20 protein-coding genes, 1 other RNA gene and 3 pseudogenes are annotated in these 23,267 nt (G+C 69.8%); 5 read left to right on the forward strand and 19 right to left on the reverse strand.

What is annotated here, in order from left to right:
- Positions 1–4 precede the first annotated feature (4 nt).
- The gene (locus tag ACHMXE_RS29485; RefSeq protein WP_203205639.1) at positions 5–988 is read left to right on the forward strand and encodes a LysR substrate-binding domain-containing protein; all 984 of its coding nucleotides are present in this window, start codon (positions 5–7) and stop codon (positions 986–988) included.
- Between the two features lie 6 nt (positions 989–994).
- Here ACHMXE_RS29485 and ACHMXE_RS29490 read toward each other — a convergent pair whose 3' ends face one another.
- The 12 genes from ACHMXE_RS29490 to ACHMXE_RS29545 form a co-directional block, all read right to left on the reverse strand.
- Positions 995–1,984, reverse strand: coding sequence for an acetamidase/formamidase family protein (locus ACHMXE_RS29490; protein WP_209540647.1), 990 nt, complete (start codon positions 1,982–1,984; stop codon positions 995–997).
- A 25-nt stretch (positions 1,985–2,009) separates the two neighbouring features.
- Complete coding sequence (locus tag ACHMXE_RS29495; protein WP_203205638.1) at positions 2,010–2,723, reverse strand: ABC transporter ATP-binding protein; 714 nt, start codon at positions 2,721–2,723, stop codon at positions 2,010–2,012.
- Positions 2,720–3,439: an ABC transporter ATP-binding protein gene (locus tag ACHMXE_RS29500; RefSeq protein WP_395347705.1), complete on the reverse strand. Its 720-nt coding sequence runs from the start codon at positions 3,437–3,439 to the stop codon at positions 2,720–2,722. Before ACHMXE_RS29500 ends, ACHMXE_RS29495 begins: the two co-directional genes overlap by 4 nt.
- Entirely contained in the window at positions 3,436–4,530 is a 1,095-nt protein-coding gene (locus tag ACHMXE_RS29505; protein WP_395347706.1) for a branched-chain amino acid ABC transporter permease, read from the reverse strand. Before ACHMXE_RS29505 ends, ACHMXE_RS29500 begins: the two co-directional genes overlap by 4 nt.
- A 33-nt stretch (positions 4,531–4,563) precedes the next feature.
- The gene (locus ACHMXE_RS29510) at positions 4,564–5,430 is read right to left on the reverse strand and encodes a branched-chain amino acid ABC transporter permease (protein WP_395347708.1); all 867 of its coding nucleotides are present in this window, start codon (positions 5,428–5,430) and stop codon (positions 4,564–4,566) included.
- A gap of 38 nt (positions 5,431–5,468) precedes the next feature.
- On the reverse strand, positions 5,469–6,692 hold the full coding sequence (locus tag ACHMXE_RS29515; protein ID WP_395347710.1) for an urea ABC transporter substrate-binding protein: 1,224 nt from the start codon (positions 6,690–6,692) through the stop codon (positions 5,469–5,471).
- A 65-nt stretch (positions 6,693–6,757) separates the two neighbouring features.
- A complete protein-coding gene (locus ACHMXE_RS29520; protein WP_395347712.1) occupies positions 6,758–8,158 on the reverse strand; it encodes an amidase in 1,401 nt (466 codons plus the stop codon).
- Between the two features lie 150 nt (positions 8,159–8,308).
- The gene (locus tag ACHMXE_RS29525) at positions 8,309–9,721 is read right to left on the reverse strand and encodes an amidase (protein ID WP_395347713.1); all 1,413 of its coding nucleotides are present in this window, start codon (positions 9,719–9,721) and stop codon (positions 8,309–8,311) included.
- Positions 9,718–9,966: a hypothetical protein gene (locus tag ACHMXE_RS29530; protein WP_395347714.1), complete on the reverse strand. Its 249-nt coding sequence runs from the start codon at positions 9,964–9,966 to the stop codon at positions 9,718–9,720. Before ACHMXE_RS29530 ends, ACHMXE_RS29525 begins: the two co-directional genes overlap by 4 nt.
- Positions 9,967–10,090: 124 nt before the next feature.
- Positions 10,091–11,026, reverse strand: coding sequence for a helix-turn-helix domain-containing protein (locus ACHMXE_RS29535; RefSeq protein WP_395347716.1), 936 nt, complete (start codon positions 11,024–11,026; stop codon positions 10,091–10,093).
- Positions 11,027–11,182: 156 nt separating this feature from the next.
- Entirely contained in the window at positions 11,183–11,632 is a 450-nt protein-coding gene (gene rnhA, locus ACHMXE_RS29540; protein ID WP_395347717.1) for a ribonuclease HI, read from the reverse strand.
- Positions 11,633–11,669: 37 nt separating this feature from the next.
- Entirely contained in the window at positions 11,670–12,434 is a 765-nt protein-coding gene (locus tag ACHMXE_RS29545; protein WP_395352857.1) for a class I SAM-dependent methyltransferase, read from the reverse strand.
- A gap of 19 nt (positions 12,435–12,453) precedes the next feature.
- Here ACHMXE_RS29545 and gloB point away from each other — a divergent pair.
- The 3 genes and pseudogenes from gloB (at position 12,454) to ACHMXE_RS29560 (ending at position 16,675) form a co-directional block, all read left to right on the forward strand.
- A pseudogene (gene gloB / locus ACHMXE_RS29550) lies at positions 12,454–13,232 on the forward strand (hydroxyacylglutathione hydrolase).
- Positions 13,229–14,837, forward strand: a pseudogene (locus tag ACHMXE_RS29555) (transglycosylase SLT domain-containing protein). The pseudogenes gloB and ACHMXE_RS29555 overlap by 4 nt, the downstream one beginning before the upstream one ends.
- Before the next feature lie 71 nt (positions 14,838–14,908).
- Positions 14,909–16,675: a monovalent cation:proton antiporter-2 (CPA2) family protein gene (locus tag ACHMXE_RS29560; protein WP_395347719.1), complete on the forward strand. Its 1,767-nt coding sequence runs from the start codon at positions 14,909–14,911 to the stop codon at positions 16,673–16,675.
- A gap of 25 nt (positions 16,676–16,700) precedes the next feature.
- Here ACHMXE_RS29560 and ACHMXE_RS29565 read toward each other — a convergent pair whose 3' ends face one another.
- The 7 genes and pseudogenes from ACHMXE_RS29565 to dnaX form a co-directional block, all read right to left on the reverse strand.
- A complete protein-coding gene (locus tag ACHMXE_RS29565; protein WP_057594209.1) occupies positions 16,701–17,540 on the reverse strand; it encodes an ABC transporter permease in 840 nt (279 codons plus the stop codon).
- Positions 17,537–18,352 carry an ABC transporter ATP-binding protein gene (locus ACHMXE_RS29570; protein WP_209540658.1) on the reverse strand — a complete coding sequence of 272 codons (816 nt, stop codon included), beginning with the start codon at positions 18,350–18,352 and terminating at the stop codon, positions 17,537–17,539. Before ACHMXE_RS29570 ends, ACHMXE_RS29565 begins: the two co-directional genes overlap by 4 nt.
- 74 nt (positions 18,353–18,426) lie before the next feature.
- On the reverse strand, positions 18,427–19,461 hold the full coding sequence (locus tag ACHMXE_RS29575) for an ABC transporter substrate-binding protein (protein WP_395347721.1): 1,035 nt from the start codon (positions 19,459–19,461) through the stop codon (positions 18,427–18,429).
- Positions 19,462–19,621: 160 nt separating this feature from the next.
- The gene (locus ACHMXE_RS29580; protein ID WP_395347723.1) at positions 19,622–20,014 is read right to left on the reverse strand and encodes an MAPEG family protein; all 393 of its coding nucleotides are present in this window, start codon (positions 20,012–20,014) and stop codon (positions 19,622–19,624) included.
- Between the two features lie 70 nt (positions 20,015–20,084).
- Positions 20,085–20,675 carry a recombination mediator RecR gene (gene recR, locus ACHMXE_RS29585; RefSeq protein WP_057594213.1) on the reverse strand — a complete coding sequence of 197 codons (591 nt, stop codon included), beginning with the start codon at positions 20,673–20,675 and terminating at the stop codon, positions 20,085–20,087.
- Positions 20,676–20,699: 24 nt separating this feature from the next.
- Positions 20,700–21,032 carry a YbaB/EbfC family nucleoid-associated protein gene (locus ACHMXE_RS29590; protein WP_007836669.1) on the reverse strand — a complete coding sequence of 111 codons (333 nt, stop codon included), beginning with the start codon at positions 21,030–21,032 and terminating at the stop codon, positions 20,700–20,702.
- A 123-nt stretch (positions 21,033–21,155) separates the two neighbouring features.
- Positions 21,156–23,016 (reverse strand): annotated as a pseudogene (gene dnaX / locus ACHMXE_RS29595) (DNA polymerase III subunit gamma/tau).
- Between the two features lie 118 nt (positions 23,017–23,134).
- On the opposite strand from dnaX, the gene ffs reads away from it, so the two are divergent.
- Positions 23,135–23,231: signal recognition particle sRNA small type (gene ffs / locus ACHMXE_RS29600), an RNA gene on the forward strand.
- Positions 23,232–23,267: the final 36 nt, after the last annotated feature.

Genomic DNA, 23,267 nt, shown 5'->3' on the forward strand with positions numbered 1-23,267 from the left:
GCCCATGGACGCCAAGACCCACCATCTCGTGCGCAAGCTGCGCCTGCGGCACCTCGAGCTGCTCGCCGCGCTCTCCGAGACCGCCACCATGCGCGGCGCGGCGGCACGGCTGCACCTGAGCCAGCCCGCGATCAGCAAGATGCTCGGCGAGATCGAGGGCTGCTTCGGCGCGCGGCTGTTCGAGCGCAGCCACCAGGGCATCCACGCCAACGCGCTGGGCGCGAGCGCCGTGTTTCGCGCGCGGGCGGTGCTCAACGAACTCGCGCGCGCCACCGAGGACGTCGACGCGCTGCAGGGCGGCGCCGCGGCGGTGCTGCGGGTCGGCGCGCCCTCCGTCACCGCCACCATCCCGGCCGCCATCGCCGAGCTGCGCCGACGCGTGCCGGGCGCCGCCGTGCTGCTGCGCGAGGGCCGCGTCCACGAGCTGATCGAACGGCTGCTCGAGGGCGAGCTCGACTGCGTCTTCGGCGCCATCACGCCCGAGCTGTCCGCGAGCGACATCGCGCCGCGGCTCGAGCCCGTGGTGCTGCTCGAGGACGAACTCTGCGTGCTCGCCTCCACCGCTCACCCCGGCAACGACGACGGCGCCCGGCGCAAGCTGCGCTGGGCCGACCTGGCCCAGGCCTCCTGGGTACTGCCGCCGCGCGAGACGCTGGTGCGGCAGGCCTTCATGACGGCCTTCCTCAACGACGGCGCGACGCCGCCGATGCCGGTCGTCGAGGCCCTGTCGTCGGTGACGGTCGGCGCGGTGCTGCGCCGCGATCCGTCGCTGCTGTGCGCGGTGCGGCTGGAGCATGCGATCGACGAGATCGCGCGCGGCGGCGTGCGCCGGCTCGCCGTCGCGCCGAAGGTGAGCTTGCCGTCTTTCGGCCTGTTCCTGCGCCGCGACGGCATGGAGCGCCCGCCGATCCTGGCCGAGTTCGCCGAGGCGGTGCGGCGCGGGGCCGCGACGATGGCGCCGAAGCGGCGCGCCAGGCCCGCGGCCTGAGCGGACTCAGGGCGCCAGATACTCCTTCGAGATCCCCGCCCCCACCGTGTACTTCGGATCCACGAAGTTGCCCAGCCGCACCTTGCCGCACTGGCTCAGCATCATGTAGGCGTCCCAGCGGTCGTAGCCGTACTCGGCCTCCATCCACAGCACCAGTTCCTTGTAGGCGATGCGGGTGGCGTCCTCGAGCGGGCGGGCGCTGCCGATGGCCATGATCATGGCCTCGGTCTCCAGCCGCGGCCACTCGAGCTTCCAGCCCTTGATCAGGTCGACGCGGATGGTCGTGAGGCTCGGGTACTCGACCGCGGTGCCGCAGACCTCGCCGTCGCCCTGGCAGGCGTGGGCGTCGCCGATGAACAGCCGCCCGCCCGGCGTGCGCACCGGCAGGTAGGTGATGCTGCCCGGGCCCATGTCGGGCAGGTCCATGTTGCCGCCGTGCTGGTCGGGCGTGAGGCTGTTGATGGAGTCGAGCTCGGGCGAGCAGCTCAGCGTGCCGATGTGCGGGCGGTACGGCAGCGTGACGCGCTTGCTCCAGTACACGCCCTCCTCGTCCACGTCGATCTTGCGCACGGTCTCGGGCAGCGGCTGGTTCAGCAGCGCGGTGAAGGCGGTGCCGCTCAGCGCGCCGAAGTCCGGGATCATGCAGCAGGTGCCGCGCGGGTTGGGCCCGCGCGGCGCCATCGATTCGATGTGCACCGCGATCGCGTCGCCGGGCTCGGCGCCCTCGATCATGATCGGGCCGTTCTGCGGATTGACGAAGGGCATGGTCAGCACCTTCGAGGGCAGGTCCTGCTCGGTCCTGACCTTGCCGTCGAAGGCATCGCGCGTCTCGACCACGATGCGGTCGCCGGGCTTCACCGTCAGCACGGGCTGGGTGTAGGGACCGATGGTGAAGTGGTAGGTGCCCTGCTTCGCCTCGGTGAGTTCGTGGGTGGCCACGCTGCGGCTGCGGCCCTCGCCGCGCGTCTGCATGATCGATCGTTCGAGCCAGCTCATGGATTGGGTCTCCTTTGGGGTTGCTTCACAGCGAGAGGTGCTCGCGCACCGCCTGCGCGTTCATGGCGCCGGGCTCGATGCGCCCGACGATGCGGCCCTTCTCCATCACGTAAGCGCGCTCGCCCACGTCGAGGATGGTGTCGAGGTTCTGCTCGACGAAGAGGATGGTGGTGCCGAGGTCGCGCCGGATCGCGCGCAGCACGTCGCAGATCAGCTGCACGATCGAGGGCTGGATGCCTTCCGAGGGTTCGTCGAGCAGCATCAGCGCCGGGTTGCCCACCAGCGCGCGGCCGATGGCGAGCTGCTGCTGCTCGCCGCCCGACATGGTGCCCGCGAGCTGGTCGCGCCGCTCGGCCAGGCGCGGGAAGTACTGGTAGACCAGCTCGGGCTGCTTGCGGCCGCGCGGCCCGCCGATCAACTCGCCCACCATCAGGTTCTCGGCCACGGTCATGCGCGGGAACACCTCGCGCCCCTGCGGCACATAGCCGATGCCCAGTCGCGCGCGCGCATCGCTGGCCAGGGTCTCGATGTCGCGCCCCAGGAAGCGGATGCCGCCGCCGCGCGTGCGCAAGAGGCCCATGAGGCAGCGCATGGTGGTGGTCTTGCCCACGCCGTTGCGCCCGATCAGCGCCACGATCTCGCCCTTGCCCACCGTCAGGTCGACGCCCTGGAGGATCGGCGTGGCGCCATAGCCGGCCTGCAGGCCGCGGATCTCGAGCACGGTCTCAGTGGTGTTCATGCGTCTTCCCCAGGTAGATCTCGGCCACGCGCGGGATCGGCGATCACCTCGGCGATCGAGCCCTCGGCGAACACCTTGCCGAAGTGCAGCACGGTCACGCGCTGCGCGATCTGGCGGATGAAGGCCATGTCGTGCTCGACCACCAGCACCGTCATGCCCTCGGCATTGAGCTTCTGGATCAGCTCGCCGGTCTTGAAGGTCTCCTCGGGCGACAGCCCCGCCGTGGGCTCGTCCATCAGCAGCAGCACCGGCTTGAGCGCCAGCGCCATGCCGATCTCCAGCCATTGCTGCTGGCCGTGGGCCAGCTCGCCCGCGGGCTTGTCGGCATCGGCCGCGAGGTCCAGCAGCTCGAGCAGCCGGTCCTCCTCGCGCCGCAGCTCGGCCAGCCGCGCATGGTGCTGCAGCGCGATGTGGATGTTCTGCCGCACCGGCAGTTCGCGGAACACGCTGGGCGCCTGCATCTTGATGCTCATGCCCTGCTGCACGCGCTGGTAGGGCCGCTCGCCGGTCACCTCGCGGCCCTGGAACTCGATGCGCCCCTCGCTCGCTTCGTGGGTGCCGACGATCAGCTTGAACAGCGTGCTCTTGCCCGCGCCGTTGGGCCCGATCAGGCAATGGATCTCGCCGCGGCGCACCGAGAGGTCGACCTCCGACACCGCCGCATGGCCGCCGAAGCGCTTCGACAGGCCGTGGGTCTGCAACAAGACCTCGTTCATGCGCGCACCTCCGCGGTCGTGGCTTCGGGCAGCTTCGACGGTGCCGCAGGCTTGGCCGCGCCGCGCCGCGCGAACAGCCGCCGCACCGCGTTCGCCACGCCGATCACGAAGCCCTGCGGCGCCACCATCACGGTGCACAGCAGCATCGCGCCCATCAGCAGCAGCGCCGCCTGCTGGCTGTAGACCGTCAGCGCCTGGAAGGCCCAGAGCACGAGGAAGGACCCGACCAGCGTGGCCGTGATGTCGCCGCGGCCCGAGAACGCGACCCAGACGATCGGCATCGCCGCGGCCGGCAAGCCGATGCTCGCGGGCGTGATGAACTGGCCCCAGGAGGTGTAGAGCACGCCGCTCAGACCCGCCAGCGCGGAGCCGATCACGAAGGTGGCGAGCTGGTACTTGCGCACGTCGTAGCCGAGCAGCTCGGCGCGCTGCGGGTCCTCGCGCACCGCCACCACCACGTTGCCGAAGCGCGAGTTCAGCAGGATGCGCAGGCCCAGGTAGACCACGAGGATCAGCGCCACCACCAGGTAGTACAGCGCCACGCCCTCGAAGAACAGCGGCTCGCCGCCGAACCACGGGATGTTCAACGGCGCCATGTCCTTCATGCCGTTGAAGCCGTTGAGCCGCGCGTTGCCGATGTGCCATTCGGGCCCGGCCGTCTGGCCGAGGAAGAAGGCCAGCACCAGCGTGGCCGACAAGGTGACGATGCCGAAGAACACGCCGCCCACGCGGCCCCAGATCATGAAGTAGCCGAGCACCGCCGCCGCCAGCGCGGCCAGGCCGAGCGCCAGCGCCAGCGCGAGGAAGGTGGTGCCCGACTCGCCGCCCAGGTTGGTGGCCAGCACGCCGTAGCCGTAGCCGGCCACGCCGAAGAAGAAGGTCTGGCCGAAGGACAGCATGCCGCCGTAGCCCCAGACCAGGCACAGGCCCATGGCCATGAAGGTCCAGGTCAGCAGATAGGCCATGTTGCCGACGTCGTAGGAATCGGCGACGGCCGGGTATGCGAGCACCAGGACCAGCACGGCGAGGAAGGGAAGCCAGAAGACGCGGCTGGCGCCCAGCGTCTGCGGCCCGTTGATGAGTTGGAACATGCGAGAAGGACTCCGTGCAGGGGAAGACACCGTTCAGCGGGTGCGCCGGGCCAGCCAGCCCGACACCCCTTCGGGCAGGATGCGGATCACCACGATCACCGCCAGCAGCATTCCGATCTGGCCCACGATCTGGCCGCCCCAGCCGTTGAGGCCGGTGCGGATGACCGCGAGCAGGATGCCGGCCGGCGCGGTGCCCAGCAGCACGTTGGCGCCGCCCACCACCACGGTGACGAAGCTCTCGACCAGGAAGGCCGCGCCCATGGTCGGGATCAGGGTCATGGTCGGCGCATAGAGCGCGCCGCACAGCCCCGCGAGGCCGGCACCGATGCCGAAGCTCAGCGCGTACACGCGGCCCACGCGCACGCCGGTGGCCTGCGCGATCGAGGCGTTCTGCATGGTGGCGCGCGCATGCACGCCGAAGCGGGTGCGCATGAAGACCAGGTAGATGCCGCCGAGCACCGCCACCGCGGCCCCGAACAGCACCAGCCGGTAGACCGAGAAGCTGTAGCCGCCCACGCTGAAGCTGCCCTCGGGCGTGCCCACGCCCGCGAGCGTGGAGCCGAACACCAGCAGCATGCCCTGCGTGACGATCAGGCTCAGGCCGAAGGTGGCGAGCAGCGAGTCGAGCGGCCGCTTGTAGAGCTTGCGCACCAGGCTCCACTCCACGGCCATGCCGATCAGGCCGGCCGCGAGCGTGCCGCACAGCTGCGCGAGCGGCAGCGGCAGCCCGCCGTGCACCAGGCCCACGGTGACGTAGGCGCCGCACATGATGAACTCGCCGTGCGCCATGTTGATCACGCCCATCATCCCGAACACCACGGCCAGGCCGGCCGCGGAAAGGATGAGGAACGCGAACACGTCGGCGAACTGGTAGAGGAAGGAGAAGATTTCGGCGAACACCGCGGCTCCCGGTCAGTGGCTGGCTGCTGCGGACACGCTCAGGACTTCTTCGGCAGGTCCGAGGGCGTGTATTGCTTGCGGTCGTTCTTCTTCGTCAGGTCGCAGCCGATCTGGCCGAGCCAGTAGGGCTGGATGGTCGCGTAGTCCTTGAGCACCTTCACCGCATGCTTGTCGTCGACCGAGATCAGCCGCATCTGGTGCGACACGTGCTGACTCTTGGGATCGATGCAGATCTTGCCCTCGGCGGACTCGATGCAGGCGTCGCCGGTGGCGATCACCTTGCGCAGGTCGGCCAGCTTGGTCGACTTGGCCTTCTCCACCAGCGCCTTGTACATGTAGAGCGCGTTGTAGGCGTTGTAGCCCATGTCGTTGATGTAGGGCTCGTTCGGGAACTTGGCGTGCCAGCGCTTCTTGAACTCGGTGGCCGCGGGCGTGTCGATCTCCTCGAACCAGTTGGCCGTGGCATGCATGCGGTTGAGCGCGGGCGGCGCGAAGCGCTTGTGCTCGAAGCCCAGCATCACCTTCACCGACGAGCCCATCGGCAGGTTCAGCTTGGCGGCCGCGGCCTGTTCGAAGAAGGAATCCTGCGCCGCCCCCACGTTGAGCATCAAGAGCCAGTCGGGCTTGGCCTTCTGGATGTTCTGGATCGTCTGCGCGAACTGCGACACGCCCAGCGGGATGAACTCCTCGCCCACCACGGTGCCGCCCAGGTCCTTGAGGATGGTGCGGTTCCACTCGGCGGAGATCTGGCCGAAGTTGTAGTCGGCGGCCACCACGTAGACCTTCTTGCCGAAGGTCTGGACCATGTAGGGGATCAGCGTGGAGAACTGCTGCTCGGGCACCGCGCCCATGCTGATCATGTTGGCGTCGCACACGCCGCCCTCGTACTGGTTGGTATAGAAGTACGGGGTCTGCGTGCGGTCGACGATCGGGCGCACCGCCTCGCGCGAGGCCGAGGTGATGCCGCCGATCAGCAGGTCGACCTTGTCCTTGCTCAGGAGGCGCCGCGTGAACTCCTGGTAGCGCGCGTTGTCGCCCTGCGGATCGAGGTGGATCAGCTCGATCTGGCGGCCCATGATGCCGCCGGCCTTGTTGATCTCCTCCACGGCCAGCAGCGAGCCGTTGAGCTTGGGCTTGCCGAGCACGGCGAGGTCGCCCGAGACGTCTTCCATCAGGCCGATCTTCAGCGGATCGGCGGCCATCGCCGAGGTGGCCAGCGCCAGCGTGCAGCCCAGGGAGAGAAGCGCATTGCGTAGTGTCATGGTGGTGCTTTCGAGGGAAGGAGAAAAGAACGAGGGAGAACGAAGGAATGGGAAGCCCGCGGCGCTCACAGCGCGGGGTGGCGGCGGTGCCAGTCGGTGAGCTGCTGGAAGGCCGCGCCGGCGCGCACCAGCAGCGCCTCGTCGAAGTGGCGCGACACGAACTGGAAGGCCACCGGCATGCCCGCGGGCGTGAAGCCGCCGGGCAGCGTGATCGTGGGGCTGCCGGTCATGTCGAAGGGACAGGTGTAGCGCAGCATCGCGGCCATCAGCTCGGCATCGACGCCCATCTGCGCCATGCGCTCCATGGTCGGCGAAGCGATGCCCGTGGCCGGGATCAACAGCAGGTCGATGTCCTCGAACATCGCGCGCACGCGGCCGCTGAAATCGTGGCGGTGCAGCACGATCTTCTGGTAGTCGGTGCCGCTTTGCGCCAGGCCCAGCTCGATCAGGCCGGCCACGGCCGGGCCGTACATCTCCTTGCGCGCCGGATAGGTCTTCTCGTGCACCACCGCGGCCTCGATGCCGCACAGCGGGAACCAGTCGGCCAGCGCCTGCGCCGGATCGGGAAAGCGCACCTCGCGCAGTTCGCCGCCCAGCGTCTTCACCGCGGCGACGGCGGCATCGAAGACCTCGCGCGTCGGCGCGTCCACGCCCTCGGTGGCCCAGCGCAGGTCGATGCCCACGCGCAGCCCGGCCAGGCCCCGGCCGATGTCGGCCAGGTAGTCGGGCACCGGCAGCAGGCTGGCGGTGGGATCGTTCGCGTCGGCGCCCGCGATGGCGCCGAGCATCGCGCCGGCATCGGCGGCGCTGCGCGTCATCGGGCCGATGTGGTCGAGCGTGGCGGCGAGCTCGAAGGCGCCATGGCGGCTCACGCGGCCCCAGGTCGGCTTCAGGCCCGTGAGGCCGTTGGCGGCCGAGGGAAAGCGGATCGATCCTCCCGTGTCGGTGCCCAGCGAGCCGTAGCACAGGCCCGCCGCGGTGGCCACGCCCGAGCCGCTCGAGGACACGCCCGGCCAGTGCGCCGCATTCCAGGGATTGACCGGCGGCGACACGCTCGGATGGTGGTCGGCATAGGCGCTCTCGGTGAGTTGCAGCTTGCCGAGGATCGGCGCGCCGGCCTCGCGCAGCTTGCGCACCACGGTGCCGTCGACCTCGGGCACGAAGTCCTGGTAGAGCGTCATGCCCGCGGCCGTGGGCACGCCCGCGGTCCAGCACAGGTCCTTCACCGCCACCGGCACGCCGTGCAGCGGGCCGCGCGATTCGCCGCGCGCGATCTCGGCATCGGCACGCCTGGCCTCGGCCAGCGCCGAGTCGGCCATCACGCGCACATAGCTGCGCAGGCCGCCGTCGACCTGCCCGATGCGGTCGAGCTGGGCCTGCGTGACCTCGACGCTCGAGAGTTCCTTCGACTGGATCAGGCGGCCGACTTCGAGCAGTTCGAGGTAGTGCAGATCGGTGTTCGGCATGGTGTGGAGGCTCCGTTCGTTGTGGATGGAAAAGGGGTCGGCCTGTAGGAAGACGCCGACGTCGAAGGTATAGAAGCACCGCCTTCGCGGCTTGGCTCGCAGCGCCATCGCGATGTGCTGGCGCGGCCAGTCGTGGGTGGGTTGGCGCTTTCAGGCCAGCGCGGGCGCGCGGCGGTGGAAGTCGGTGGCCTGCTGGAACGCATGGCCCGCGCGCAGCAGCGCGGCCTCGGCGAAGGGTCGGCCGATCAGTTGCATGCCGATCGGCAGGCCATCGGGATCGAAGCCGCAGGGCACGTTGAGCGAGGGCAGGCCCGTGAGGCTGGCCACGCCGGTGAACTGCATGATCGCGGACAGCATGTCTTCGGGCCGGCCCGGCTCGATCTCCACGCTGGTTTCGCCGATGCGCGTGGCCGCGAAGGGCAGCGAGGGACAGACGAACACGTCGACGCGGCGGAAGGCCTCGAGGAACTCGGCGCGCAACAAGGCACGGTAGCGCTGCGCCTGCAGGTAGTGGGTGGCCAGCAGCATCTCGCCGGCCTCGAGCAGCGTGCGCACGTCGTCGCCGTAGTCGCCGGGCCGCTCGCGCAGGTTGCGCTGGTGGTAGGTGCTGGGCTCGGCCGACTCGATGGTGAGCTGGGCCGAGATGTTGCCGTGGATGTGGCCGATGTCGACCTCGACCACCTGCGCGCCGAGTTCGACGAATGCCGCGATCGCGGCCTTCACGGCGTCGTGCACCGGCGCCTGCAGGTGCTCGAAGAAATAGCCCGGCACGATGCCGATGCGCAGGTGGCGGCAGCCGCCCTCGAGGTCCTGCAGGTAGTCGTCCACCGCGCGCGGCGCGCTGGCCGCGTCCTTCGGATCGAAGCCCGCGATGGCGCCGAACATCAGCGCGCAGTCCTCCACGCTGCGGGCCATCGGGCCCACCGTGTCCATGCTCCAGGCCAGCGGGATCACGCCGTGGTTGCTGACCCGGCCATAGGTGGGCCGCAGCCCGACGATGCCGTTGATGGCCGAGGGTAGCCGGATCGAGCCGCCGGTGTCGGTGCCGATGGCGCCGAAGCACAGGCGCGCGGCCACCGCCACGGCCGAGCCGCCGCTGGAGCCGGCCGGGAAGCGATCGGTGTCCCAGGGGTTGCGCACCGCGCCGTAGTGCGGGTTGGCCGAGGTGCCGCCCCAGGCGAACTCGTGCATGTTGGTCTTGCCGATGAACAGCGCGCCGGCCTGGCGCAACCGTGTGGCGACAGTGGCGTCGGCCTCGGGCACCCAGTCGGCCAGCAGCTTGCTGCCGGCCGTGGTGCGGCTGCCGCGCAGCGCGACGTTGTCCTTGAGCGCCAGCGGCACGCCGTGCAGCGGTCCGAGCTCGTGGCCCGCGGCCGACAGCATCTCGGCCGCGCGCGCGACCTGCAGCGCCTGTTCCTCGAACACGGTGATGAAGGACCTGAGAACGCCGTCGTGGGCGCGGATGCGCGCGAGCGAGGCCTCGACCAGTTCCACGGGCGAGACCTGGCGCGCGCGCACCAGGCGCGCCGCTTCGGCGAGGCCCAAGTTCGCGATGTCGTTCATGCACCCTCCTCCGGCAGCTCGTGCGCATGCGTGAAGGCCGTGACCGGCATCAGCGCCTGCCGCGCGGGATCGCTCATCTGCGCGCTGAGCGCATGGGCGGCGGGGATCCATGCCTGTAGCACGGCATCGACCGCGGCCAGCCGCTCGGGGCTCAGTTCGAGGCCGGCGCAGCGCGCCAGCGCGGCGGTGTCGATCGCCGGCGGTGTACCGGATGGGTCGGATGGATCGGAGGGGGAGGAAGGCATCGTCGTTTCCTTGCGTGAAGCGCCCGTCGGGGGGCTGGCTTCACGATAGGCAACGACGCCGTTCGCGGCTTGGCTGCGCCTGCCATCGCGATGGGCTGGAACCGCCAGCCGCGCAGCGCCGCGCTCAGTGGCGGCGCAACAGGGTCTGCGGCGTCACGCCGTAGGCCTTCTTGAACACGCGGCAGAAATGCGAGAGATCGCTGAAGCCGTGCTGGAACGCGGCCTGCGTGACCTGCCGCACCCGGCCTTCGCTGAGCGCCGCATGGCTGGCCTCGAGGCGCTGCTTCCACAGGTGCTGGATCGGCGTGCTGCCGTGTTCGGCGAACACGCGCGCCAGCGTGCGCGCCGACACGTGCTGCGCCGCGGCGATCTGCTCCACGTCGAGCTCGCAGTCGTCGAGGTGCGCGGCGATGTACTCGCGCGTGCGCTGGTAGAGCTGGGCATGCGAGGACAGCGCGGCCTCGGCGCCGTCGCTCTGCACCTGCAGCACGGCCGAGAGCATGTCGAGCATCGAGCCCGCGAGGCTGGCCTCCATGGCCTCGCTACCCGAGAGCTCGAGGCTCGCCGCCTCGCGGATCATGTGGCCGAGCAGCCGCGCCGTGGGATGGCCCTCGGCCAAGTGCATCGCCGTGAGGTTGTGGGCCTCGGGAAAACGGCACAGCAGTTGCCGGCGCGGAATGCGAACCAGCAGCGTGGACTCGGGCGCGAGGTCGAAGCTGAAGGGCCGCGCGGCGTCGTAGAGCACGATGTCGCCGTTGCGCTGCACCACTTCCCGCCCCGACTGCGAGAGCACGCCGTGGCCCGACACCATCAGGCTCAGCATGAAGTCCTCGTTGGGGCCGCTGCGCAAATGCTGGGCATCGCGCTCCCAGACATGGCGCGGCGAGGACATCTCGGCCAGCGCGAGCTTGCCGAGCGAGCGCAGCTTGAAGCGCGCGTTGAAATGCTGGCGGTCGGGCACCACGCTCTTGGCCGGGATCAGGTGCTGGCACACCACGTCGCTCCAGTAGGCAAAGCGCTGGGCGTCGTCGACCGTGTCGGTGGAGTAGTCGATGTGCATGCTGCGAGCGAAGGGTTGGAAACCATCTCTCGATGGCCATCGCAACGCCTCAAGCAACATCCATGCCCTTGCCGAGGCCTGCCCGCGCACTCGAGCGCGCGGGCCCCGCTTCCCTCTGAGGGCTGACCCGTAGTCGCCGCGTGTCCAGCCGCGCGCTCAGCCGCGGCCGAGCGCCTTGTCCACGCCCTTGTTGGCCAGCATGTCGGCGCGCTCGTTGCCCGGGTCGCCCGAATGGCCCTTGACCCAGCGCCACTCGATGGCGTGGCCGCCCTCCTGCACCAGCTTGTCCAGCCGCTGCCAGAGCTCGACATTCTTCACCGGCTGCTTGGTCGAGGTGAGCCAGCCCTTGGCCTTCCAGCCGCGGATCCATTCGGTGATGCCCTGGCGCACGTACTGGCTGTCGAGGTAGAGCGTGACCTTGCAGGGCCGCTTGAGCGCGCTCAGGCCTTCGATCACGGCCGTGAGCTCCATGCGGTTGTTGGTGGTGTTCAGCTCGCCGCCGAACAGCTCCTTCTCGGTGGGGCCCGACTTGAGCCAGGCGCCCCAGCCTCCGGGGCCGGGATTGCCCTTGCAGGCACCATCGGTGTAGATCACGACTTCGTTCAAGCTCTCTGTTCCTTCATTTCTTCACTGTCGATATTCATCATTCGCTCTCGGCTCGGCGTCCTTCGCGGTGCACCTTGCCCGCTATCGGCACCGGCGCCGTGGCGCGGGCGCTGGCGCGGCGCCATTCGGGGCTCAGCAAACGCATGCCGCGCACGCGCTTGACCGCCACCAGGAAGTAGGCCGCGCCGAAGATCGGCCACCAGCGCTCGCCGGCCACGTCCATCCAGCGGCTGCGCTCGAGCCAGGCCTCGCTGCGCGCGGACGGCCGGTAGACGCCGAAGCGGCCCGACTCGACCTCGAAGCTCAAGAGGCGCAGCCAGTCGCGCATGCGCCAGTAGCCGATCAACTCGCCGCCCTCGGGCAGGAAGAGTTCGCCGAAGCCCAGGCGCCGGTACAGGTGCGCGCGGCGCTGCCGCATGCCCCAGAGGCTGGTCGGGTTGAGCCCGCAGATCACCACCCGGCCCTCGGGCACCAGCACCCGCTCGACCTCGCGCAGCGTGGCGTGCGGATCGGGGCTGAGCTCGAGCGCATGCGGCAGCACCACCAGGTCGAGGCTGTTGGCCGCGAACGGCAGCGCCGCGAAATCGGTCAGCAGCACGGCCTGCGGCGCATGCGCCAGGTGCGCCGGATCGTCGAGCGCGAGCCAGCGATGCGGCATGCGGTTGGCGCGCAGGCCCTCGACCTGGGCGGCCCCGAGCTGCAGCGCGTGGTAGCCGAACACGTCGGCCACGGCCTGGTCGAACTGGGCTTGTTCCCAGGCGAGAAGGTAGCGTCCGGGGGGGGTCGCGAACCACTCCTGCAAACCTATAATTTGACCGCTCATGACCCTCGTTCCGCTGCCCGCCTTCGCCGACAACTACATCTGGATGCTGCAGGACGGGTCCAACGCGATCGTGGTGGACCCGGGCGATGCCCGGCCGGTGCTCGACGCACTGGCAAGCGGCAAGCTGCAACTGGCCGCGATTCTAGTCACGCACCATCACGCCGATCACACGGGCGGCGTGGCCGAACTGCGCGCCGCCACCGGCGCCGCCGTGGGGGGCCGAGGCACGAGCGCATCCCCGAGCCCTACGCGCCGCTGGTGCAGGGCGACCATGCAGACGCGCTGGGCCTGCGCTTCGAAGTGATCGACGTGCCGGGCCACACGGCCGGCCACATCGCCTACTTCCTGCCAGCCGCCGAGGGCCGCGCGCCGCTGCTGTTCTGCGGCGACACCCTGTTCTCCGGCGGCTGCGGCCGCCTGTTCGAGGGCACGCCCGCGCAGATGCTGGCCTCGCTCGACGCGCTCGCCGCGCTGCCCGGCGACACCCGCGTATGCTGCGCCCACGAATACACACTTTCTAACCTGCGCTTCGCCCAGGCGGTGGAACCCGGCAACACCGACCTGACTCAGTACCGGGCGCGTTGCGAAAGCCTGCGCGCCCAGGGCGAGCCCACGCTGCCGTCGCAGCTGGCCCTCGAACGCCGGATCAACCCCTTTCTTCGCAGCCGCGAAGCCACTGTCCTTCGAGCGGTGCGCGCGCATGCCGAGCTGTCCCCCGAAGCGGGCGAAGCCGACGTGTTCGCCGCGCTGCGCCAATGGAAAAACGACTTCCGATGAAACTCACCGCTGCCGCCTGCCTTGCAGGCATCCTGTTGCTCGCCGGCTGCGCGGGCACCGGCACCCCCTCTTCCTCGTCTTCCTCCCCTTCCCCCTCCTTCCCCCCACCGCCGGCGGCACCGGCTCCCTCGCCGCCGGCCGCGCCGCGCCCATCTACCCGAGCGGCCAGCTCGCCCCCATCGCCAGCAGCGAGGCGCGCTCGCAGAGCGTGGTCACGCTGGCCCCGCCGGCCGACATGTGGGACCGCATCCGCCGCGGCTTCAAGATGCCCGACCTCGACAGCGACCTGGTGCGCGATCGCGAGCAGTGGTATGCGAGCCGGCCCGACTACATCCAGCGCATGACCGAGCGCTCGAACAAGTACATCTTCCACATCGTCGAGGAACTCGAGCGGCGCAACATGCCCACCGAGCTGGCGCTGCTGCCCTACATCGAGAGCGCCTTCAATCCGCAGGCCGTGTCGAGCGCGCGCGCGGCCGGCATGTGGCAGTTCATGCCGGCCACCGGCACCGACTTCGACCTCAAGCAGAACATCTTCCGCGACGACCGCCGCGACGTGGGTGGCCTCCACGCGCGCCGCGCTCGACTACCTGCAGAAGCTCTACAACATGTTCGGCGACTGGCAGCTCGCGCTGGCCGCCTACAACTGGGGCGAAGGCAGCGTGAGCCGCGCCATCGCCAAGAACCAGCGCCTGGGCCTGCCCACCACCTACAGCGACCTCACGATGCCGGCCGAGACCCGCATGTACGTGCCCAAGCTGCAGGCGGTGAAGAACATCGTCGCCAACCCGCAGGCCTTCAACGCCGAGCTGCCGGTGATCGCGAACCACCCCTACTTCCAGACCGTGCCGCTCACGCGCGACCTCGACGTGGAACTGGCCGCCAAGCTCGCCGACGTGCGCATCGAGGACTTCCGCGCGCTCAACCCGGCCGCCCACAAGCCGGTGCTGATCGCCGCCGGCACCTCCGAGATCCTGCTGCCCTGGGACAACGCCGCCGTGTTCCAGCGCAACTTCGACGCCTACACGCAGGGCCAGTACGCGAGCTGGACCGCCTGGGTCGTGCCCACCACCATGACCGTGGCCGACGCCGCCCAGCGCGCCGGCATGAGCGAGTCGGACCTGCGCGCGCTCAACAACGTGCCGCCGCGCATGCTGATCAAGGCCGGCTCCACGCTGATCGTGCCGCGCGGCGCGCGCGTCAAGGAAGACGTGGCGGCGGTGGTGGCCGACAGCGGCCACCTGAGCTTCCAGCCCGAGATCGTCACGCGCCGCACCACCGTCAAGGCCGGCCGCAGCGACAACGTGGCGAGCATCGCGCGCCGCTACAACCTCAAGCCCGCGAACGTCGCCGAGTGGAACGACGTCAAGCCCAACCATGCCTTCAAGCGCGGCATCAGCGTGGTGGTCTACCTGCCGGTGCGTGCCGCCCCGGCCGCGCGCGTCGGCTCGGGTGCCGGTCCCCGCGGCGCGCAGCAACGCGCGCGGCCGCCCGGTGGTCCAGGTCAAGCGCGGCAGCAACGTGAGCAAGGTGCCGGCCAGCGCGCCGAGCAAGCAGGTGGTGCGCGAGAAGCGCGGCGGCACGCCCTCGAAAAAGAAGCGCTGAAGCGGCGGCAAGACCGGCGCATCGCCTTTCGCGGCGCCGGTCATGGATAACTAGATCAGGAGGGCCACGACATGGCAGTGGAAGGAAGCGCGGGCGATCTCGTCAAGGTCGTCACGCTGTTGGGGGCCGCGGTGGTCGCGGTGCCGCTGTTCAAGCGCATCGGGCTCGGCTCGGTGCTGGGCTACCTGGCCGCGGGTCTGGCCATCGGCCCGTTCGGCTTCGGCCTCTTCACCGATCCCCAGACCATCCTGCACACGGCCGAGCTCGGCGTCGTGATGTTCCTGTTCGTGATCGGCCTCGAGATGCGGCCCTCGCACCTGTGGAGCATGCGGCGCGACATCTTCGGCCTCGGCAGCCTGCAGGTGGTGGTCTGTGGCCTGCTGCTGACCGGCGTGGGCATGGCCTTCGGCTTCCCGCTCGCCGTGTCCTTCGTCTGCGCGATGGGCTTCGTGCTGACCTCCACCGCCATCGTGATGCAGTTGCTCGGCGAACGCGGCGACATCGCGGCGCCGCGCGGCCAGAAGATCGTCGCCGTGCTGCTGTTCGAGGACCTGCTGATCGTGCCGCTGCTGGCCATCGTGGCCTTCATCGCGCCGGCCGACGCCACGCAGCACGCGGTCGAGGCCGGCTCGCGCTGGGTCGGCGTGGGCATCGCGCTGGCCGCGCTCGCGGCGCTGGTGGCGGCCGGCATCTGGCTCTTGAACCCGCTGTTCCGCGTGCTCGCCAACTCGAAGGCGCGCGAGGTCATGACCGCCGCCGCGCTGCTGGTGGTGCTGGGCGCCGCGCTGCTGATGCAACTCGGTGGCCTTTCGATGGCCATGGGCGCCTTCATCGCGGGCGTGCTGCTGTCCGAGTCCACCTTCCGCCACCAGCTCGAGGCCGACATCGAGCCCTTCCGCGGCCTCCTGCTCGGGCTGTTCTTCATCGGCGTGGGCATGTCGCTCGACCTCGCGGTGGTGGCGCGCAACTGGCAGCTGATCCTGGCCGGGGTGCTCTCGATGATGGTCGTGAAGTCGCTGTGCATCTACGTGGTGGCGCGGCTCGCGAAGAGCTCGCGCGCCGACGCGCTCGACCGCGCGGTGCTGATGGCCCAGGGCGGCGAGTTCGCGTTCGTGCTGTTCTCCTCCGCGCTCGCCGCGGGCGTCATCAGCCCGGTGGTCAACGCCAACATGACGGCGGTGGTGGTGCTCTCGATGGCACTCACGCCGCTGGTGGTGCTCGCGCACCGCCGCTTCGCGCCGGCCGCGGCCGCGTCGATGGACGGCATCGACAAGGCCGAGGACCTGGTCGGCAATGTGCTGCTGATCGGCTTCGGCCGCTTCGGCCAGATCGCGGTGCAGGGCGCGCTGGCGCGCGGCGCCTCGATCTCGATCATCGACACCGACACCGAGGCGATCCGCGTCGCCGCCCTGTTCGGTTTCAAGGTCTACTACGGCGACGGCTCGCGCGCCGACGTGCTGCATGCCGCCGGCGCCCACGGCGCGCGCGTCATCATGGTGTGCGTGAACGACAAGGCCGCGACCACGCGCATCGTCGAGCTGCTCAAGGCCGAGTTCCCGCATGCGCAGCTGCTGGTGCGCGCCTACGACCGCGAGCACATGCTCGAGATCGGCAAGCTCAACGTCGACTTCCAGATCCGCGAGACCTTCGAATCGGCCATGGCCTTCGGCCGCCAGGGCGTGCTGGCGCTCGGTGCCTCCGACACCGAGGCCGACGAGGTGATCGACGAACTGCGGCGGCGCGACGCGGAGCGCGTGGTGCTCGAGATGGCCGGCGGCATCTTCGCGGGCCGCGCGCTGGTGCAGGTCAACGCCGAGGCGCACGGCAAGAACGCCTGAGGGCGTCCGCACACGGCCGCGCGGCTTAGAGCTTCTCGGTCTCGCCGCTGCGCGGCTGCCACTTCATGAGCCGCTTCTCGATCAGGCCCACCAGCGCGTCGAGCGCGAGCGCGAAGGCCGTCAGCACCACGATGCCCGCGAACACGGTGTTGACGTCGAAGGTGCCCTCGGCCTGCAGGATCAGGTAGCCGACGCCGCGCGCCGAGCCCAGGTACTCGCCCACCACCGCGCCCACGAAGGCCAGGCCCACCGAGGTGTGCAGGCTCGAGAACACCCAGCTGGTGGCGCTCGGCAGGTAGACGGTGCGCAGCAGCTGGCGCTGGTTGGCGCCCAGCATGCGCGCATTGGCCAGCACCACCGGGCTCACCTCGCGCACGCCCTGGTAGACGTTGAAGAACACGATGAAGAACACCAGCGTGACCGCCAGCGCCACCTTGCTCCAGATGCCGAGGCCGAACCACAGCGCGAAGATCGGCGCCAGGATCACGCGCGGCATCGAGTTGGCGGCCTTGATGTAGGGATCGAGGATCAGGCTCGCGGTGGGCGCGAGCGCGAGCCACAGGCCGCAGCCCAGGCCCAGCACGGTGCCGATGCCGAAGGCCAGCACGGTTTCGAGCAGCGTGGTGCCCAGGTGCAGGTAGATGTCGGCATTGCCCTTGAGCCCGTCGGGGAACAGCGGGTTCGCCGGCACCTCGAAGGGCAGGAACCAGCTCCAGATGCGACCGGCCACCTGGATCGGCTCGCCGAGGAAGAAGGCCACCTGCTGGTTGCGCGAGGCCAGGTGCCAGCCCACCAGGATCACGACCAGCAGCACCAGCTGCCAGAAGCGCGCATTGCGTTCGTTGAGGGCCAGGCGCGACATCATGCGGCCTTCTTCAGTTGCTGCGCGTAGCCCTTGAGCACCTCGTCGCGCAGCACTTCCCAGATCTGGGTGTGCAGCTCGACGAAGCGCGGCTGGGTGCGCACCTCGGCCACGTCGCGCGGACGCGGCAGGTCGATCTCGAACTCGCCGATCGGATGGGTGGCCGGCCCGGCCGAGAGCACCACCACGCGGTCGCTCATCGCGATCGCCTCGTCGAGGTCATGGGTGATGAACAGCACGGCCTTCTTCTTCGCGCTCCACAGGTCGAGCACCTCGTTCTCCATCAGCTGGCGGGTCTGGATGTCGAGCGCGCTGAAGGGCTCGTCCATCAGGATGATGTCGGGGTCGAGCACCAGCGTCTGCGCCAGCGCCACGCGCTTGCGCATGCCGCCCGAGAGCTGGTGCGGATAGCGGTCGCCGAAGCCCGAGAGGCCCACGCGCGCGAGCCAGGCCTCGGCCTCGCGGCGCGCCTGCGCATCGGGCACGCCGCGGTATTGCAGCCCGACCATCACGTTGTCGATGGCGCTGCGCCAGGGCATCAGCGCCTCGGTCTGGAACATGTAGCCCGCGCGCGCGTTGATGCCCGAAAGCGGCTGGCCGAACACCTTGACCGTGCCGGACGAAGGCTGCAGCAGCCCCGCGCCGATGTTGAGCAGGGTCGACTTGCCGCAGCCCGTGGGGCCGACCACCGACACGAACTCGCCGGCGCGCACGCGCAAGGTGGTGTCGGCCACCGCGGTGTAGCGCTGGCCGGGGTCGTCCTTCGAATGGAAGATGCAGCTGATCGAGAGGAGTTCGAGTGCGTGGTCGGACATGTCGGAACTGGATGGCTGGCGGTGCGCGTCCCCCAGAAAAAACCCGGCCGAAGCCGGGTCGCGGGACATCGAGGTCAGGCCTTGAACCTGTCCTTCGCTCGCCGTGCGAAATCGTTGGTGTAGGTTTTCGCGAGGTCGATCTTGTCGGCCTTGACGGAAGTATCGAAGCTCGCGATCGCGGCCAGCGCGGTCTTGGGCCCTTCGGACGGCACGATGCCGTCGGGCGCGATCGATTCGCGCACCTTGTCGAACGAGGCGAGGTAGAGCGCGCGGTCGCCGAGCAGGTAGGTCTCGGGCACGGTCTTGATGATGTCGCCCGGGCCCGCGGTCTGCAGCCACTTGAGGCCATGCACGATCGCGTTGGCCAGCGCCTGGCAGGTGTTGGGGTTCTTCTGCACGAAGTCGACCGGCGCGTAGAGGCAGGCGGCCGGCATCGGCCCGCCGAACACCTGCTGCGTGCCCTTGAGCGTGCGGGTGTCGCTGATGATCTTCACGTCGCCCTTCTGCTCGAGCATGGTCATCACCGGGTCGGTGTTGCTGATGGCGTCGATCTGGCCCGAGCGCAGCGCGGTGAGCGCGCCGGCGGCGACGCCCACGCCGATGTAGCTCACGTCGCTGGCCTTGAGGCCGCCGCGCGAGAGCACGAGGTTGGCCACCATGTTGGTCGACGAGCCCGGCGCCGAGACGCCGATCTTCTTGCCCTTGAGGTCGGGGATGCCGGCATAGCTCGACATGTTCTTGGTCGACACGCCCATCGCGATCTGCGGTGCGCGGCCCTGCAGCACGAAGGCCTGGAAGAACTGGTTCTTGGCCTGCAGGTTGATGGTGTGCTCGTAGGCACCCGAGCACACGTCGGCCGAGCCGCCGACCACCGCCTGCAGCGCACGCGCGCCGCCCGCGAAGTCGGAGATCTCGACGTCGAGTCCCTCGGCCTTGAAGTAGCCGAGCTGCTCGGAGATGGTGAGCGGCAGGTAGTAGAACGCCGCCTTGCCGCCGACCGCGATCGAGATCTTGGTTTTCTCCAGCTTCGGCTGCGCGAACACCCGCGGCAACGCGATGGTGGCGGCGGCGATGGCCGAGGCGGAGATGAGGGTGCGGCGGTGAAGCATGGAACGTGGCCTGCGGCGGCTTGGGGTGGCTCTGGGGTGCGTCGAAAGTGAATCGAGCTTAGGGGCGCGCGCAGGGTCGCTGCATCGGGGTCATCCCGTGCGGGTTTTCACGTAAGCATGAAGGCCTCTCACAGAGTGAAAAAGGCCGGGTTCGGTCGCGCTACTTCGCGAGGAACAGGATCGCGATGTTGACCACGAACGCGGCCGCCCAGACCGCGCTGCGCAGCGCCGGGATGCCCTTGATGTAGAGCGCGAGATAGGCCACGCGCAGCAGCACGTAGGCGATCGCGAGGCGGTCGATCCACAGCTGCGCGGCGCCGAGCTGGTGCGCGATGAGCACCGCGCCGATGAAGAAGGGCAGGCCCTCGAAGCTGTTGGCCTGCGCGGCATTGGCGCGCGCGCGCCAGCCCGCCTGCCTGGCGGCCCAGTCGCGCGGCTGCGCGTTGTCGCTGGGACGGAAGGCGCCGGCCTTGGCGATCCAGGCCGCGAGGTACGGCAGGCCGCAGGCGATGAAGACGCACCAGTGGGCGACGGTGAGCAGCGACAGGGTCATGGTGTCTCCGGAATCTCCTGGATGCGCGGCGCGGTACGGGCGCCGCGCTGCGGCGGTGGCCGCCGCGGGATCAGCGCCGGTCGACCAGCGCGTGCGCGATGGTGCCGAGGTCCACGTACTCGAGCTCGCTGCCCGCGGGCACGCCGCGCGCGAGCCGCGTGACCGTGAGGCCGCGCTGACGCAGCGCATCGCCGATGACGTGCGCCGTGGCCTCGCCCTCGGCCGTGAAGTTGGTCGCGAGGATCACCTCGGCCACGGTGCCGTCGAGCGCGCGCTCGAACAGCTTCTGCAGGCCCAGGTCCTTGGGACCGATGCCGTCGAGCGGACTGAGCTTGCCCATCAGCACGAAGTAGTAGCCGCGGAAGGCGTTGGTGCGTTCGAGCGCGGCCTGGTCGGCCGGCGTCTCGACCACGCAGAGCTTGGTCGGGTCGCGCCGCACGTCGAGGCAGACGTTGCACACCGGCATCTCGGTGAAGGTGTTGCAGCGCTCGCAATGGCGCACCTGCCCGGCCGCCTGCTGCAATGCGCGCGCGAGCAGTTGCGCGCCCTCGCGGTCGTGCTGCAGCAGGTGGAAGGCCATGCGCGAGGCCGACTTGACGCCCACGCCCGGCAGGCGGCGCAGCGCATCGACGAGCGCGTCGAGGGAACCGGCGTCGGACACGTCAGCCTTGGTGGCGCGGCGGCATCAGAACGGCAGCTTCATGCCCGGGGGCAGGCCCGGCATGCCGGCGGTCAGCTTGCCCATCTTCTGCTCGCTGGTCTCCTCGGCCTTGCGCACGGCGGCATTGAAGGCGGCGGCCACGAGGTCCTCGAGCATGTCCTTGTCGTCGGCCAGCAGGCTCGGGTCGATGGTGATGCGCTTGACGTCGTGCTTGCAGGTCATCACGACCTTGACGAGGCCGGCGCCCGATTCGCCCTCGACCTCGATGTGGGCCAGTTCTTCCTGGGCCTTCTTGAGGTTGTCCTGCATTGCCTGCGCCTGCTTCATGAGGCCGGCCAGTTGTCCTTTGTTGAACATCGTTGGTCCTGTGGATCGGTTGGGTGGATGGGGAAGGATAAGAGATGGAAGCGCGGAGGGCGGCGAAGCCTCGCCGCCGCAAGGGCCACGGCCGATTGTCGCCGCTGCGCGTGGCCCGTCCGCTCAGGCCGGTTTGAGCGAGCCCGGGACGATCCTCGCGTCGAAGTCGCGCATCAGGGCCTGGATCTCGGGATCGCTGCGGATCGCCTCCTCGGCGATGCGCTGGCGCTCGTCGGCGGCGGCCTTGTTGCGGCGCGCCGGGCTGTCGACCACGCCGCCGACCTCGATCGCGAGCTTGACCTCGTGGCCGATCGCGGCCAGCGCGGCGATCAGCTTCTCGCGGCTCGAGGGCTGGTTGAGCGACTCGCGCTCGATGCGCAGCAGCCACTGGTCGGTGTCGCGCGCCACCAGCTGCGACTGCAGCGCGAGTTCGCGCGTGAGCGCGGCGATGCTCTCGGCCGCGATCAGCTGCGTGACCGTGGCGAACCAGAAATCGCCCTCCTCGCTCGGCGGGATCGGCGCGGCGGGGGCCTGAGCGCCATCGCGCGGCGTGTCGCGCGCGCCGGGGCGGCGGCTGCACGCGCATCGGCACGGCGACCACCTGGGCGGGATCGGGTTCGGGCACGTCCTCGGGCGGACGCGCCTCGGGCCGGCGCGCGGGCTGGTCGACGACCGGCAAGCGGTGGCCCGCGGGGGCGGCGGTCGACGGTTGCGCAGGTGCGGCACTTGGCGCCGGACGCGGCACTTCGGCCGACATGCTGCGCACCGGGATCGGCCGCGGCGGCTGCACGGGGGCGGCAACGGGTGCCGGCGCCGCCGCCGGGGCTTCATTCAGAGTTTTTTTTTCCGCGGAGGCCGAGCCGGCCGCGTTCTGCGCAGGCTTGAACGCCAGCAAGCGCAGCAGCACCATCGTGAGCGCGGCGTATTCGTCGGGTGCGAGGCCGAGCTCGCCGCGGCCGTGCAGGCACAGGCTGTAGAGCAGTTGCGTTTCGTCGGCCGGCATCAGCAGCGCGAGCCGCGCGGTGTCGGCCGCATCGGGATCGGTGGCGGACGTGGCGGCCTCGGCGCGCGAAGGCACGGCCTGCAGCACCGCCATGGCCTGCAGCACCGCGGTCATCTCCTCGAGCGTGGAGGCGGCCGACATGCCGTCGATGCGCAGCGCCTCGGAGGTCTCGACCACGGTCTTGCCGTCGCCCTGCGCGAGCGCCTCGATCAGGCGGAACACATGGCCGCGGTCGACGCTGCCGAGCATCTGGCGCACGCCGGCCTCGACCAGCTCGCCGTTGCCGAAGGCGATCGCCTGGTCGGTCAGCGAGAGCGCGTCGCGCATCGAGCCGCGTGCCGCGCGCGCGAGCAGGCGCAGCGCCTGCGGCTCGGCCGGCACCTGTTCGGTCTGCAGCACCGAGGTCAGGTGCTCGAGCACCGTCTCGGGCGCCATCGGGCGCAGGTTGAACTGCAGGCAGCGCGACAGCACCGTGACCGGCACCTTCTGCGGATCGGTGGTGGCCAGCACGAACTTGAGGTACTCGGGCGGCTCCTCGAGCGTCTTCAGCATCGCGTTGAACGCGGTGTTGGTCAGCATGTGCACTTCGTCGATCATGAAGACCTTGAAGCGGCCCTGCACCGGCTTGTAGACCGCCTGCTCGAGCAGCGACTGCACCTCGTCCACGCCGCGGTTCGAGGCCGCGTCGAGCTCGGTGTAGTCGACGAAGCGGCCGGCGTCGATGTCGCGGCAGGCCTGGCACACGCCGCAGGGCGTGGCGGTGATGCCGCCCTGCCCGTCCGGGCCCTGGCAGTTGAGCGACTTGGCCAGGATGCGCGAGACGGTGGTCTTGCCCACGCCGCGCGTGCCGGTGAACAGGTAGGCGTGATGCAGGCGCTGGGTGGTGAGCGCGTTCTCGAGCGCCTGCACCACGTGCCCCTGACCGACCATCTCAGCGAAGGTTTTCGGACGGAACTTGCGGGCGAGCACGATATAGGACATTGCACCCATTCTAAAAGCCGCGAAGGGACGCTTCGGCGCCCGCCTCCTCGATGTTTCTCATCGATCGATTCACCGCCCCGGCGAAGGGGGCAACGCGAGCGAGGTTAGAATCGATCCTGACGGGCCTCCCTGCATGGTGAAGTGGCCAACCGGGTCAGGTGGGGAACCAAGCAGCCCTAACTGCGTAGTCAGTGCCAGGGGTAAGGCTCGTCAACTTCTTCAGCGCTCTCGTTCCGCCCCGGAACGGGAGC

This window comes from Variovorax sp. UC122_21 (genome assembly GCF_044056785.1).
In the GTDB taxonomy this organism is placed as follows: domain Bacteria; phylum Pseudomonadota; class Gammaproteobacteria; order Burkholderiales; family Burkholderiaceae_C; genus Variovorax.